This window comes from Roseomonas sp. HF4, assembly GCF_005222755.1.
Taxonomy (GTDB): Bacteria; Pseudomonadota; Alphaproteobacteria; order Acetobacterales; family Acetobacteraceae; genus Neoroseomonas.
Genome location: NZ_STGD01000011.1, coordinates 149,290 through 163,276, shown reverse-complemented (window position 1 = coordinate 163,276; position 13,987 = coordinate 149,290). Strand labels below are relative to the sequence as shown.

Sequence of the window (13,987 nt, the reverse complement as noted above, 5' to 3'; positions counted from 1 at the left end):
GGCGCCATGCCGCTTCCGGATGTCGTTATTCGTTCCGGAGCAGCGGCGCCGGCCGTGCGCGCAGCGCCAGCGCCGTGCCGGCATAGCCGAAGCCCAGCGTCAGCAGGGTGCAGGCCAGCACCACCACCGCAAGCGTTCCCGGCAGGAAGACCCAGTCGGCCCGCATGACATAGGTGACGACGCCCCAGGAGGCCGCCGTGCCCGCCGCCGCGGCGATCAGCCCGGCCGTCGCGCCGAGCAGGCCGAATTCCACCAGGAAGGCCCGGCGGATCTGCGCCCGCGTGGCGCCGACGGTCTTGAGCACCACCGCGTCGCGCACGCGGCGGCGCTGTCCGGCCGCCACCGCGCCGGCCAGCACCAGGGCGCCCGCGGCCAGCGTGAGCGAGGCGGTGGCCGACAGCGCCGTGCCGATCCGCGCGAGCAACCCGGCCACCGCCTCCAACGCGTCGCGCACCCGGATGCCGGAGACGTTCGGGAATGCCTCGCTGATCGTGCGCAGCACCGCGCCTTCCTGCGCTGCGTCGTTGCGCACGGTCGCGATGTGCGTGTGCGGCGCCGATTCCAGCAATCCGGGGGAGGCGACGAAGACGAAGTTCAGCCCCAGGCCGCGCCATTCGATGTCGCGCAGGTTCGCGATGCGGAACGGCAGGTCGCGGCCGAGCACGTTCAGCGTGATCGTGTCCCCGATGCCGACCCCCCAGCCGCGCGCGAGGGTCGCGTCGAAGGAGACCAGCATCTCGCCGCGATGGTCGGCGGGCCACCATTGGCCCTCGACGATGCGCGTGCCGTCGGGCGGCGTCGCGGCATAGGTCAGGCCGCGGTCGCCGCGCAGCGCCCAGGCGGTCTCGGGCGTGGGGCGCACCTCCTCGGCCGGCGTGCCGTTCACGGCGACGACGCGGGCGCGGAGCGAGGGAACGCGCTTCACCTCGGTCACGGTGGGCTGCGCCGCAGCCAGGCGGTCGAACGCCGCGGCCTGCGTCGACTGGATGTCGATGAAGTAGAAATTCGGCGCCTGGTCGGGCAGTTGCTCGGAGATCTGGCGCCGAAGGTTGCCCTCGATCAGCGCGATGGCCGCCAGCGTGGTCAGCCCGATGCCGAGAGAGACGAGGATGAGCGGCGTCGGCGCCCCCGGCCGGTGCAGGTTCGCGAGGCCGAGCCTGAGCGTCGGCCGCCGCACGCGGGCGAAGCGCCGCGCGACGCGCATCAGGCCCCAGGCGCCAAGGCGGAACAGCGCGAGCGTCGCGAGCGCCCCACCCACGAAGGATAGCGCGAAGAAGCGGTTCTCCGCCGTCGCCACGACCAGCAGCGCAAGCGCCCCCCCGGCCGCCGCCGTCGCCGCCACCAGCATCAGCCGCGGCCGCACGCCGGAGGGCTGCAGCGTGTCGCGGAACAGCGCCGCCCCCGGGATCTCCATGGCGCGGCCGAGCGGCCAGAGCGCGAAGGCGAGCGCCGTCAGTAGCCCATAGAGCGCCGCCAGCAGCAGCGGTTCGGGATAGAGCCCTATCCGCGGCGGCACCGGCAGCGCGCCGGCCAGCACGGAGGCGCCCGCGGCCGTCAGCGCGAAGCCCGCCGCCAGCCCGATGACGATGCCGGCCAGCGCCAGCGCCACCACCTGCACGAGGTAGGTCGCGAAGATCACGGAGGGCGAGGCGCCGAGGCAGCGCAGCGTCGCAATGGTGCGCGCGCGCTGGTCGAGCCAGGCGCGCACGCCGGTCGCGACGCCGATGCCGCCCACCAGCAGCGCGGTGAGGCTCGCCAGCGTCAGGAAGAAGGCGGCGCGGTCGACGAAACGGTTGACGCCGGGCGCCGCCTGGTCGGCGGTGCGCACCCGCCAGCCATTCTGCGGGAAGGCCTCGCGGAAGGCATCCGCGAAGGCGCGGCGGTCGGTGCCCTCCAGCAGCGCGGCGCGGTATTCGAAGGTGACCAGGCTGCCCGGCTGGATCAGCGCCGTGGCCGGCAGGTCCGCCATGCTGATCATGGCGCGCGGGCCGAGGATGGCCGGGCTCGTGACCTTGTCGGGCTCGCTTGCGATGATGCCGCGCAGGCGGAAGCGCGCTTCCCCGATGCGGATCTCGGCGCCGGGCGCGAGGCCGAGCCGGTCGGCCACCACGCGCTCGACCGCGACCTCGCCGGTGGACAGGCGGCCCGGCGGGTCGAGCACGAGTTCGCCGAACAGCGGATAGGCGCCGTCGACCGCCTTCAGCTCGACCAGCGTGCGCTCGCCATCCGGCGCGACCGCCATGGCGCGCATCTGCACGACCTGCGACAGCCGCGCGCCGCGTGCTGTCATCCAGTCCAGCGCCGCGTCGGGGACGGGGCCCTGCTGGGAGCCGATCTCGACCTCGCCGCCCAGGATGCGGGCGCCGTCGGCGCGCAGCCCCTCGGCCACGCCGGCCCGCAGCGTTCCGACCGCCGCGATCGCAGCGACGCCGAGCGCCAGGCAGGCGAGCACGATTCGCAGGCCCTTCACGCCGCCGCGCAGGTCCCGCCGCGCGAAGCGGAAGGCGAGGGTGAGCGTGCGCATGGTCAGGCCGCGCCGTCCGCGACGATGCGCCCGTCCTCGATCCGCACCTGCCGCTCGCAGCGTTCGGCCAGCAGGGGGTCGTGGGTGATCAGCAGCAGCGTGGTGCCGAATTGCTCGCGCAGGCCGAACAGCAGGTCCATGACGTGGCCGCCGGTGCCGCGGTCGAGGTTGCCGGTCGGCTCGTCCGCCAGCAGCAGCCGGGGCTCCGCCACGAAGGCGCGGGCGAGCGCCACGCGCTGCTGCTCGCCGCCGGAAAGCTGGCCCGGGTAATGCGTCAGGCGATGACCGAGCCCGACCGAGCGCAGCGCCGCCTCGGCGCGGTCGAAGGCATCGGCCCGGCCGGCGAATTCCAGCGGCACCGCCACATTCTCGATCGCCGTCATGGTCGGCACCAGATGGAAGGCCTGGAAGACGATGCCGACCGTCTCGCGCCGGAACACCGCAAGCGCGTCCTCGCCCATGCGCGTCAGGTCGTGGCCCGCGACGCTGAGGCTGCCCGCCGTCGGCCGGTCGAGCCCGGCCAGCAGCATGAGCAGCGAGGTCTTGCCCGAGCCCGAGGGGCCGACGATGCCGACCGCCTCGCCGCCCCGCACGGCGAGGTCAACGCCGCGCAGGATATTGATCTCGCCCGCCTGGGCCCTCACCTGGAACCCGAGGCCGAGGGCCTGGATCAGCGGCGCGTCGCCAGGGGCCCCGGCAAGCTTCGGGGCGGCATGTGGAAGGGTGTCCATGTCGTTTTTGTTTCCGCGGCGTCCGGCCGGATATGGGCGTCGCCGCGCGATCCGCAAACTTTCGGCCTGTATCGCAGTGTTGCCGCTGCTGGCCGCGGGACCTGCGCAGGCGCGCGAGGTCCGCATCATGGTGCTGGGCGACAGCATCACCGCGGGCTACGGGCTGCCGCGCGGCCAGGCTCTCCCGGTACGGCTCGAGGCCGCGCTGCGCGCGAAGGGGCACCAGGTCCGTATCATCGACGCCGGCGTCTCGGGCGACACGACCGCGGGCGGTCGCGCACGGCTCGACTGGGCGCTCGCGGACCGGCCGGACGCCGTGATCGTGGCGCTCGGCGGCAATGACGGGCTGCGCGGGATCGAGCCGCGCGCGACGGCGGAGAATCTCGCCGCCATCCTCGACGCGCTGGCCGCGCGCGGGCTGCCGGCGATGCTGGCGGGGATGCTGGCGCCGCCCAACCTCGGCGCCGATTACGGGCGCGAATTCGCCGCGACCTTCGCCCGCCTGGCGGAACAGCGGCCCGGGGTCGTGTTCTATCCCTTCCTGCTGGAGGGCGTGGCCGGCGAGGCCGCCCTCAACCAGCCGGATCGCATTCACCCGAATGACGCTGGCGTCGCGGAACTCGTCCGTCGCATGCTGCCCTCGGTCGAATCGCTGCTGGCGCGGATTCCCGCCGGCTGAAGACGCCGCGACACGGAAGGGGGCTCCCGATGCTGCGCCTGTTCGTCGCCCTGACCCTTCCCGCAGACCTGCGTTCCGCCATTGCCGGGCTGGCGGGCGGCATCCCGGGCGCGAAATGGGTGCCGCCGGACAACTACCACCTCACGCTCCGCTTCATCGGCGAGATCGAGAACTGGCGCGCGCAGGAGGTGGACGACGCGCTCGCCGCCATCCGCGGCAATGCCTTCGACCTGTCGCTGCGCGGCCTCGGCACCTTCGAGAAGGCCGGGCGCATCCAGTCGCTCTGGGTCGGCGCAGAGCGCAACGATGCGCTGTCGCACCTGCAGGGCAAGGTGGAGACGGCGCTGCAGCGCGTGGGGCTGCCGCCGGAGCGCAAGCGGTTCAGCCCGCATGTGACGATCGCGCGGGTGGACCGCGCCCCGCCCGACAAGGTCGTGGCCTTCGTCCAGGCGCACAACCTGTTCCGTGCCGCGCCCATGCGCGTGGAGCACTTCACGCTGCTGTCCTCGCGCCTCGGCAAGGAGGCGTCGGTCTACACGGCGGAGGTGGACTACGACCTGCTGTCCCGCGCCGCGGCCTGACCGGGCGCTTGCCCGGGCGCGGCCCGGGGGGTAGGTGACCGCGATGCGCCGGCTGCCCCGCCTCGTTGCGCGCCTGGTCGCCGCGGTCCTGTTCGTGCAGGTCGTGGCGGCACCGGCGCATTGCCTCGCCCTGGTCTCGGCGCCCGCCGGCCTCGCGGCGGTGATCTGCAGCGCCGAGGGTGCGCGCACGGTCCATCTCGGCCCTGACGGCCAGGAGATGCCGGCGCATGAGGCGGGTCGCGGCTTCTGCCCCGCCTGCCATGCGCTGCCGCAGGTCACGCTGCCCGCCCCGCCCGCCCCGCCGGCCCCCGCCTGGGCCGCATCCGGGCGCGCCTGGAACCCGACCGCGGCGGAGGCCCTGCCGCCGCCCGCCCGCGCGCCGCCCTTCGCGCCCCGCGCCCCGCCCGCCTTCGGCTGACCTCCCGGCGCCTCCGGCGCCCTCCGTCACGTCATTCCGAAGGACTTCCCGCCATGCTTCGTCGTTCCCTCCTGGCGGCGGCTGTCGCCGTCGCCGCCCTGCCCGCCGCCGCGCAGGACCGCGCCGCCGGCGATATCCGCATCGTCCGGCCCTGGACCCGCGCCGCCGGCGCCAATGCCAACGGCGCGGGCTTCATGACGCTGCGCAACGGCGGCACAGAGGCCGACCGCCTGCTCTCGGCCGCCACGCCCGCCGCCCGCACCGTGGAACTGCACACCCTCATCCGGGAGGGCGACGTGATGCGCATGCGCCCGGTGCAGGACATCCCGGTGCCGCCGGGCGCGACCGTCGAGCTTCGTCCTGGCGGCCTGCACATCATGCTGATCGGGCTGGCGGCGCCGCTCCAGCAGGGCGGCCGGGTGCCGCTCACGCTGCGCTTCGAGCGCGCGGGCGAGGTGCAGGTGGAACTCGTCGTCGAATCCGCCGGCGCCCGGAGCAGCGGCCACCGGCACTGATACCTGACGCACGAAGGTTGCACCTTCGTGCCCCTCAGACGCCGGGCGGGCCGCATCCGCGGCCCTTGGCTCCGCCGGACAACCGGCGGACCGCAGTCGCGGCCTCGGCCCTTCGGGCCGAACGTCGGAACTTCGTGCGCTTGGTATGAAGGGGCCGCGCCGCTCAGTCGAAGGGCTGGGCGGCGATGTCCACGCGGGCTTCCGACCGCCAGAGCGCGACGGCGAAGCCAGCCACCACCGAGGCGTTCCATTCGCGCCGGAACAGCGGGCTGTCGGCATTCGCCGCGCCCGAGAAATTCTCGACCCGCCCGCCGACCACGACCGACAGGCGCTCGTTCAGCGGCAGGCGGTAGGAGGCCGAGACGCGCGCGCCGACATAGCCCGCGCGGCCGTCGAAGGCCGCGCGATCCGGCCGGGCGTATTCCCGGTCGACCTCGTAGAAGTAGTCCCCGTAGCGTTCGGTGCCGAACGCCACGCCCGCCGACAGGCGCAACCGCGCGAAGGGCGACAGGAAGTTGACGTGCTCGTAGGCGATGTCGGGCGCGAAGGTGAAACCGCGGAAGGACACGGACGACCAATCGGTCGAGAACACCGCGCGCACCGGCGTGTCGATCAGGATGCGCCGCGGCGCGGCCGGGTCGTCCCCGCGCCAGAGCGTGAAGCGCAGCGTCGGCCCGATCTCGCCCAGCCATTCGAGGTCGGGCATGCCTTCGCGCGCGGTGATGTCGCGCGAGGACCCGTTCACACCGCCGGAGGCGCTGAGGGTGATCTCGATCCCGTCGGCCAGCGCGGCGCGGGCGCGCAGGCCGGAATCATCCGCCCGGAACAGGTCCCCGCGGTAGATCACGTAGGGCACGGCCAGCCCGCGCCAGCGGTTCTGGTCCGAGGCCGGGTAGGCCGGCAGCCAGCCGCCGCCGCCGGCGATGCCCGCCTCGAACACCGGGAGTTGCTGCGCCCGCGCCGGCAGCGCGACGGCGACGAGGAGAAGCAGCGGGAGGAGGCGAAGGATCATGGGCGTTCCGCCACCAGAAGCACATTCGGCAGGGGCGTGCCAGCCCAGCAGGGCGTGATCGTGACGGCATAGCCCGCCGCTTCCAGCGGGCGCGCGATCTGGCCGAGCGGTCGCGGCGCGACGGCCCCGTCCAGCCCGCGGTCGCCCCCGAGGCGACGGCGGACGCGTTCCATCGCGAAGCCCAGGCTGCTGCGCCAGCCGCGCTCGGGGTCGAAGGCGCGGATCGCGACGCAGCGCGGCGCGGCGGCGAGGATCCTTGCCATCAGCGCATCCTGCGCGGCCTCGGGCAGTTGCAGCAGCACGTCGACCAGAAGCACGGTATCGGCGCGGGGGACCTCCGCCGCGACCAGGTCGGCGACGTCGAACCGGGCCGCAAGCCCCTCGGCGGCGCGCTGCGCCAGGGCGATCTTGGCGGCGTCGATGTCGAGGCCGGTCACGCGTTCGGCGACGCCCGCCAGGAGCAGCGCGATCGCGAGCTGCCCACGGCCGCAGCCGAGGTCCACCACCGCGCCCAGGTGGCGCGCCTGCCCGAGCGCCAGCAGCGCGGCCACGGCCGGGTCCGCGCGCAGCTTGCCGCCGATGAAGCCGCGCTCGGTGCGCGAGATGCCGGGATAGCGCGCCGCCACGCGCGCCGGGAGGTCGTGCATGGTGCCGTCAGAGATCCTTGAGCACGGCCCAGAGGTCGCCCTTCGCCTCGAAGCCGATGCCGGGGATGTCCGGCATGCGGATGCGCCCGTCCACCACCGGCGTGTCGGTCGCGAAGCCGCCGAAGGGGGCGAAGACCTCCGGGTAGGATTCGTTGCCGCCGAGGCCGAGGCCGACCGCGATGTTGAGCGCGAACTGGTGCCCGCCATGCGGCACGCAGCGGCGCGGCGACCAGCCATGGGCCTGCAGCATCTCGAGCGTGCGGAGGTATTCGACCAGCCCGTAGGACAGCGCCGGGTCGAATTGCAGGATGTCGCGGTCCGGCCGCAGCCCGCCATGGCGGATGAGGTTGCGGGCATCCAGCATGGAGAACAGGTTCTCGCCGGTCGCGAGCGGCGGCGCGTAGTGCTCGACCAGCGTCGCATGCGTCGCGTAGTCGAGCGGGTCGAGCGGCTCCTCGTACCAGCGGAGGTTCAGCGGCGCGAGCGCGGCCCCGTAGGCGAGCGCCGCATGCAGGCCGAAGCGGCCGTTGACGTCGACCGCGAGCCGCGTGCCGTCGCCGCCCAGCAGCTTCAGCACCGCCTCGATACGCGCCAGGTCCTCCTTCAGCGCGTCGCGGAGTGCGGTGCCCGGGGCGCCGCCGATCTTCATCTTCACCGTCGTGTAGCCTAGGCCGAGGTAGCGCTTCATCTCCTCGACCAGCGTGTCGACGTCCTTGCCGGGATAGTAGTAGCCGCCGGCGGCGTAGACCCAGGCGGCCTCGTCGGCCTCGCCCTCCCGATACCGATCGGCCAGCAGGCGCCACAGCGGCTTGCCCTCGAGCTTCGCCGCCGCGTCCCACAGCGCCATGTCGAGCACGCCGACGGCCACGCTGCGGTCGCCATGCCCGCCGGGCTTCTCGTTCTTCATCATCGCGGCCCAGGCAGCGTGCACGTCGAGCGTGCCGTCCCCGGCCGTCAGCATCGCCTCGGTGCAGGCTTCGAGGCGCGGGACGAAGCGTTCCGCCAGCAGGCCGGGCTGCGCGTAGCGGCCGTTGGAGTTGAAGCCGTAGCCGGTGGCCGACTTGCCCGCACCATCCTCGACGGTGATCGCGACGACACTCGCGGTCATCTTGGAGAAGTCGATATACGCGTTGGCGATGGCGCTGCTGATGGGCACGACGCCCTGGCGGATGCTGGCGATGCGCATGGGGCGCTCCCCTGGTGTGCTTGAGAGACGGGGGGCGAAGGGGACTTCTCCCCCACGCCCCCCGACCTGTCCTGGTAGCTGACGCCCTACCTTGCGGGTTCAGCAGCGGATGACAAGGAAGGGCGGCGGATCGACGCGGGAATTCACGCCCCGTGACCTTCCGCCCCCACGTCCCACCACAGCCCCGCCATGAGCCCGAGCCCTTCCCGCAGCAGCGGCGCCAGTGCGTGCTCGTCCGGCCCGTGCTGGTTGCACCCCGGGTAGGAGTTCGGGATCCAGATCGCCGGCACGCCGAGGATCTGGCGGAACAGTTCCGTGGGCGAGGAGCCCGACGAATTCGGCAGCACGTTCGGGCGGCGGTTGCTGCTGCGCGCCAGGCTCGCGACCACGCGCTTCACCCAGGGGTTGTCGGGCGGCGTGCGGGAGGCCGGGAACATGGCGCGGTTCATCATCTCGTGGATCTGCACCATGCCGAAGCCCTGCGCATCGAGGTGCCGGCGCAGCGCGGGGACGACCTCCTCCGCCGGCAGGTCTACCGTGTGGCGCACCTGTAGCCGCGCGCGGGCGCGCCCCTGCACCGCATTGGTCGGCGCGTCCGGATGCCCGCAGGTGAAGGCAAGGACGATCACGCTGGTCCAGCCATAGATGCGCCGTGGCTTCGACAGGCCCGGCTCGCCCCAGTCCGCGCTGCCCTGGGGCACGCCCGGCATGTCCTCGATGGTCAGCCCGTCGATCGCCTCGGTCACGCTGGCGGGCACGTCCTTCGGCAGCCAGCCCTCGACCAGGATCCTGCCGCGCGGCGTGACGATGCTGGCCAATGCATGCGCGAGCACGAAGCCGGCATCGTCCAGGACACCGCCGAAATGGCCAGAATGGTGCTCGGTCGCCCGGAAATCCACCGCCAGGTCGAAGGCGACGGCGCCGCGCGCGCCGAGCGAGACCTCCGGCAGGAAGGTGGTCTGGCGCGGGCCGTCCAGCGCGATGAACACGTCGGCCGCGCAGGTCTCGCGGTGGCGCTCCAGGAATTCTGCGAGGCCGGGCGAGCCCACCTCCTCCCCGGTTTCGACCAGCACCTTCACGTTGAAGCCGAGCGAACCGCGCTCCGCCAGCACGGCGCGCAGCGATTCGATTGCGATCAGGTGCTGGCCTTTGTTGTCCACCGTGCCGCGGCCGTACCAGCGGTCGCCCTCGATCGTGACGGCCCAGGGGTCGCGGCCGTTCGACCATTGCGGGGCGAGGCCGCGCACCACGTCGCCATGGCCGTAGACAAGGACGGTCGGCCGTGCCGGATCCTCCATGCGGGTCGAGACCAGCACTGGGCCGCGCCCGGCCTCGGGGTTGTCCAGCACCTGGTGCGCGAAGCCCATGTCGTCGAGCAGCGGCGGCAGCGTCTCGGCGCAGTAGCGGCGGAGGTCGGGCAGGCGTTCGGGCAGCTGGCTCTCGGTCGGCACCGCGACCAGCGCGCGCAGGCGATCGAGGTAATCGCCGCCGTCGAAGCAGCGATGGGCGCGGGCGATGGCGCCGCTGCGGGTTCCTGGCATGGCTCGTCCTCCGTGGCTGCGCGCAGCATCGCGCGGCGGAGGCGGCGGATAAAGGTCCCGCCGGGGCCGTGCGGGATCGCACGGCGCCCGGCGGGTTCGCTGCCTGGCTGGGGGGCAAATCAGCGCGGCAGGAATTCGGCGAAGTACTCGTAGCTATCGGCGTTCATCTGCGCCGCGGCGGGGTCGTCCTTGGCCAGGTTCTCGGCGCCACGGGGCTGGTAGGCGTGGTCGCGGGTGCCGAGCGCCAGGTGGCTCATCTCATGCACGACGATGCCGCCCTGGCTGTCCTGGCCGGTGCGATCGGCCTGGAAGAACATCTGGCAGAAGCCCATCGTCTCGCGCGCGGCGCCGCCCCAGCGGACATAGGCGAAGGTGCTGCCGCGGCAGGCATCGGCGCGGTTGCATTCATAGGCGATGCGGCCCTCGCGCTGTTCGAGCCCCTGCGCGATGACGCGGAAGTTCTTCGCGATGGCGCCGGGCGGGTTGGAGCCGAAGAAGCGCGTCAGATGCGGCCGGACCGTCTCGGGCTCCAGCGTCAGGGCCGCAATCGAGGCGTTGGTCATCTGGCGGGCGTCGCCGAAGGCGCGGCGGATGACCACGCGCTCGGCCTCGGTGCAGGTGCCGTTGCGCGACAGCGCGGGCCGGTCCTGGCCCTTGGTGCCCTGGGCCGCGGCCGGCGGCGGCGCGACGGCCAGGACGGCAAGGGCGGCGACGGTGGCGACGAAGGTCTTGCGCATCTCGGTCTGCCTTGGTCTCGGGTGGCAGACGGAGAATGCATCGCCGGCGCCGGGCCGGCGATGAAACGGTTCAGCCGGACGCGGCCGCCGGCTTCATCGCGCGCTTCTCCCGCGCATTCCGCAGCAGCGCGATGCCGCGATACACGCCGTGCACCATCTTGGAATAGGGCATCACCACGAAGAAGGCGAAGACCAGGCCGAGATGGATGGCGAGCATCACGCCCATGGCGCCGGTATGCCGGATCGCCAGCAGCAGCAACCCCGTGGCCGCAATCAGGAACAGCAGCGCGAGCATGGCGAACTCGCCGCCCAGCACCTTGCGGGAGACCGGACCCGGGTCGGTCACGACCTTCACCTGCATCAGCCCCGCCGCGCCGATCATCATCAGCACGCCGCCCCAGGTGCCGAACTGCACCGGCAGCGACAGGAAGGCATGCGGCGACTTCCAGCCAAAGATGTGGTGGTAGATCGCCCCCGTGGTGGTGGCGGCGAAGCAGAGCAGGAACCCATACATCAGCGCCTGGTGCAGCCAGCGCCGGCGCATGGCGAAGCCTTCGTCGAGGTCGTTGCAGCCATGCCCGCCACCGCCGAGGTTGCGCATGGTCAGGATATCCACGGCCGCATCCGCCGCCGGCGCCGGCGCGAAGGCGCCACCCATGCCGCCGGTCTCCCGCCAGTAGTTGCGCGCGCCCATCGCCATGGCGAAGACGCCGTAGCCAAAGGTCAGCGTGGCGAGGGAGACCATCAGCCAGTAGGGGATGATGCGAAAGAACGCGCCTACGCCGGTCTGCGCGGAGTAGAGCACCGCCGGGTCCTGCAGCGCCGCGACCAGAATCAGCGTGACCGCAACGCCGAGGGCGGCAAGCAGCGAGACGATCGTGCCGTTGCGCTCGAACAGCCGGCCCATCGGCGCGGGCCAGGCGTGGCGCGCGTAGCCCTCGGTGCGGAGTTCCGCGAAGGTCGCCGGGATGTTGATCCCGAAGGCGTGCGGCGGTGCGTACTGGCAGGCGTGGTAGCAGCCCTTGCAGCCGTGACAGAGGTTGGCGAGGTGCGTGAGGTCCGCCTCCGCGAAGGACCGACGCATCGCCATGGCGGGGAAGACCGCGCAATAGCCCTCGCAGTAGCGGCAGGCGTTGCAGATCTCCATCTGCCGCCGCGCCTCGGCGACGGTTTCGCTCTCGTGCGCCATCGTCCTAGTTCCTGATCAGTTTCGCCGCTTCCTCGCCCGCGAGGCGGCCGAAGACGGTGCCGATGGTCATGCCGAAGCCCGCGAGATAGCCCTGGCCGAGGATGTTGCCGGACATGATCTCGCCGGACGCGAACATGTTCGCGCTGGGCTTGCCGTCGGCCATCATGACGCGGGCGCGGTCGTTCACCTTGACCGACAGGAAGGTGAAGGTGATGCCGGGCTTGAGCGGGTGGCAGTAGTAGGGCGGCGTGTCGATCCGCCGCGCCCAGTGGGACTTGGGCGGGCTCAGCCCCTCGGTCCGGCAATCGTCCAGCGACTGCGCGCGGAAGGTGCCGGGCTGCACCGCGGCGTTGTAGTCCGCGACCACCTTCTCGAGCCTGCCGGGATCGAGGCCGATCAGGCCGGCGAGTTCCGCGATGCTGTCGGCGCGATAGGGGGCGAAGACCGGCGGCAGGTAGTCGTGCTGCGCCTTGCTGTCGTTGATCGCGAAGGCGACCTGGCCGGGCTGTTGCGCGATCAGCCGGCCCCAGATGGCGTAGCGCTTGGGCCAGACATCCTCGCCCTCGTCGTAGAAGCGCTCGACGTCGCGGTTCACGACGATGGAGAACGGCACGCAGTCGAGCCGCATGGCGAGGCCGCCATCCTCCATCGGCGCGCGGGCGTCGTTGGCGACGGCGTGGAACTGGGTCGGGTCGCCCACCTCCTGCACGCCCTGGGCCAGCAGGTCCTTCAGGATGCGCCCCTGCGCATAGGGCGTGCCGCGGATCTGGAAATTGTCGGCGGCATCGCCCCAGTACTGGCGCAGCCATTCGCGGTTCGCCTGGAACCCGCCGGCGGAGGCGACCAGCGCCTTGAAGCGGATGCGCGCGGGGAAGCCGCGGTGTGAGACGACGGCCTCGGTCGCGAAGCCGTCCTTCACCTCGATGTGCTGCACCTCGGTGTCGTACAGGATGGTAATGCCGAGCCGTTCAGCGGTGCGGTACAGCGCATTCACCAGGGCCTTGCCGCCGCCCAGGAAGAAGGCATTGGTGCGGCTGAGCGAGAGCGTGCCCGACAGCGAGGGTTGGAACACCACGCCGCAGGATTCGAGGAATTTCGGCGCCTGCTCGCTGGCCCGGATGCACATGCGGGCGAGCGGCTCGTCGGTCCTGCCGGCTGTTACGCGCCGCAGGTCGTCCCAGTATTCTTCCTCGAGGTAGGCGTCGGTCAGGACGCCCGTCGGCCCGTGGTGCAGCGCGCGCAGATTGCGCGTGTGGCGCGAATTGCCGCCGCGCATCGCCTTCGGCGCGTGTTCGGCCAGCACGACCGTGGCGCCGACCTGGCGCGCCGTGATGGCGGCACAGAGCGCAGCATTGCCGCCGCCCACCACCAGCACGTCGAAGGTCTGTGTCAGGTCCGCCATGGCGTCCCGTTCCCCCTGGATCAGGCTACGGTGTACAGATGTATCCAAGGATGTCCAGTTGGATGGTGCGGCGCGGGCGACGCTCGGCTACGATACGCCCCATGGACGGCGCCACCCCCACCCCCACCCGCGACCTCGGCGAAAGCGCCTATGCGCGCATCCGCGCGGCGATCCGCGACGGCGGCCTCGCCCCGGGGGAAAGGCTGACCGAGACGGACCTCGCGGCGCGCTTCGGCGTCTCCCGCACCCCGGTCCGCCAGGCGATCGCCAGGCTGGAGGCGGAGGGGCTGCTGACCCACGAGGCGCGCCGCGGCCTGGCCGTCACGCGCCCCGACCACCAGCAGGTGGTCGAACTCTATGTCATGCGGGAAGTGCTGGAAGGCGCCGCCGCGCGCCTCGCCGCGCAGCACGCCAGCGAGACCGAGATCGCCGCCATGGCCGAGATCGTCGAGCACGAGCCGGACGCCTTCGGCGACGCACGGGCGCTGGCGGCGGTGAATCAGCGGCTGCACGGGCTGCTCTACCTCGCAGCGCACAACCGCTACCTGCTGCGCAGCCTCGAGCAGCTCTCGGCGACCATGTCCCTGCTGCCGACGCTGCTGACGCGGGGCGGGCGGGCGGAACAGGCGCATGCCGAGCACCGCGCCATGCTCAAGGCCATCGTGAAGCGCGACGGGGAGGCCGCCGAGGCTGCCGCGCGCCGCCATGCCCGCGCGGCGCAGAAGCACCGCCTGGCCTGGATGGTCGGCACGCTCGGCGTGCCGGTCGCGACGCCGGGCGCGGCCGGCCAGGGCTGAGATGACCGGCACGATCTTTCGACTCGTG

General features: G+C 72.5%; 14 protein-coding genes. 5 read left to right on the top strand and 9 right to left on the bottom strand.

Annotated features, from left to right (window positions below; translation table 11 throughout):
* Nucleotides 1-25: 25 nt before the first annotated feature.
* Together E8M80_RS17305 and E8M80_RS17300 are read right to left on the bottom strand one after the other, a co-directional pair.
* Complete coding sequence (locus E8M80_RS17305) at nucleotides 26-2,524, bottom strand: ABC transporter permease (RefSeq protein ID WP_137126957.1); 2,499 nt, start codon at nucleotides 2,522-2,524, stop codon at nucleotides 26-28.
* Nucleotides 2,525-2,526: 2 nt separating this feature from the next.
* Nucleotides 2,527-3,255: an ABC transporter ATP-binding protein gene (locus E8M80_RS17300; protein ID WP_137126956.1), complete on the bottom strand. Its 729-nt coding sequence runs from the start codon at nucleotides 3,253-3,255 to the stop codon at nucleotides 2,527-2,529.
* A 76-nt stretch (nucleotides 3,256-3,331) separates the two neighbouring features.
* Here E8M80_RS17300 and E8M80_RS17295 point away from each other — a divergent pair, with 76 nt between their 5' ends.
* Genes E8M80_RS17295 through E8M80_RS17280 form a run of 4 tightly spaced genes read left to right on the top strand, consistent with a single transcriptional unit; the run spans nucleotide 3,332 to nucleotide 5,448 of the window.
* Entirely contained in the window at nucleotides 3,332-3,934 is a 603-nt protein-coding gene (locus E8M80_RS17295; RefSeq protein WP_240790090.1) for an arylesterase, read from the top strand.
* 29 nt (nucleotides 3,935-3,963) lie between these two features.
* Nucleotides 3,964-4,515, top strand: coding sequence for an RNA 2',3'-cyclic phosphodiesterase (gene thpR / locus E8M80_RS17290; RefSeq protein WP_170979473.1), 552 nt, complete (start codon nucleotides 3,964-3,966; stop codon nucleotides 4,513-4,515).
* Nucleotides 4,516-4,558: 43 nt separating this feature from the next.
* Nucleotides 4,559-4,933, top strand: coding sequence for a DUF2946 family protein (locus E8M80_RS17285; RefSeq protein ID WP_137126954.1), 375 nt, complete (start codon nucleotides 4,559-4,561; stop codon nucleotides 4,931-4,933).
* A gap of 53 nt (nucleotides 4,934-4,986) precedes the next feature.
* Nucleotides 4,987-5,448, top strand: a complete 462-nt coding sequence (locus E8M80_RS17280) for a copper chaperone PCu(A)C (protein WP_137126953.1) — start codon at nucleotides 4,987-4,989, stop codon at nucleotides 5,446-5,448.
* A gap of 163 nt (nucleotides 5,449-5,611) precedes the next feature.
* On the opposite strand, the gene E8M80_RS17275 is transcribed toward E8M80_RS17280, so the two are convergent.
* From E8M80_RS17275 to tcuA, 7 genes are all read right to left on the bottom strand, one after another.
* Nucleotides 5,612-6,460 (bottom strand): MipA/OmpV family protein, encoded by an 849-nt coding sequence (locus tag E8M80_RS17275; protein WP_137126952.1) that lies wholly within the window; start codon nucleotides 6,458-6,460, stop codon nucleotides 5,612-5,614.
* Nucleotides 6,457-7,107, bottom strand: coding sequence for a methyltransferase domain-containing protein (locus E8M80_RS17270; RefSeq protein ID WP_137126951.1), 651 nt, complete (start codon nucleotides 7,105-7,107; stop codon nucleotides 6,457-6,459). The genes E8M80_RS17275 and E8M80_RS17270 overlap by 4 nt, the downstream gene beginning before the upstream one ends.
* A 7-nt stretch (nucleotides 7,108-7,114) precedes the next feature.
* On the bottom strand, nucleotides 7,115-8,293 hold the full coding sequence (locus tag E8M80_RS17265; protein ID WP_137126950.1) for an enolase C-terminal domain-like protein: 1,179 nt from the start codon (nucleotides 8,291-8,293) through the stop codon (nucleotides 7,115-7,117).
* A 143-nt stretch (nucleotides 8,294-8,436) separates the two neighbouring features.
* Nucleotides 8,437-9,834, bottom strand: coding sequence for a M20/M25/M40 family metallo-hydrolase (locus E8M80_RS17260; protein WP_137126949.1), 1,398 nt, complete (start codon nucleotides 9,832-9,834; stop codon nucleotides 8,437-8,439).
* A gap of 119 nt (nucleotides 9,835-9,953) precedes the next feature.
* Entirely contained in the window at nucleotides 9,954-10,571 is a 618-nt protein-coding gene (locus E8M80_RS17255; RefSeq protein ID WP_137126948.1) for a M35 family metallopeptidase, read from the bottom strand.
* A 70-nt stretch (nucleotides 10,572-10,641) separates the two neighbouring features.
* The gene (gene tcuB / locus E8M80_RS17250) at nucleotides 10,642-11,760 is read right to left on the bottom strand and encodes a tricarballylate utilization 4Fe-4S protein TcuB (protein WP_137126947.1); all 1,119 of its coding nucleotides are present in this window, start codon (nucleotides 11,758-11,760) and stop codon (nucleotides 10,642-10,644) included.
* A 4-nt stretch (nucleotides 11,761-11,764) separates the two neighbouring features.
* Nucleotides 11,765-13,162: an FAD-dependent tricarballylate dehydrogenase TcuA gene (tcuA, locus tag E8M80_RS17245; RefSeq protein ID WP_170979472.1), complete on the bottom strand. Its 1,398-nt coding sequence runs from the start codon at nucleotides 13,160-13,162 to the stop codon at nucleotides 11,765-11,767.
* A 101-nt stretch (nucleotides 13,163-13,263) separates the two neighbouring features.
* On the opposite strand from tcuA, the gene E8M80_RS17240 reads away from it, so the two are divergent.
* On the top strand, nucleotides 13,264-13,959 hold the full coding sequence (locus tag E8M80_RS17240) for a GntR family transcriptional regulator (protein ID WP_137126946.1): 696 nt from the start codon (nucleotides 13,264-13,266) through the stop codon (nucleotides 13,957-13,959).
* Nucleotides 13,960-13,987: the final 28 nt, after the last annotated feature.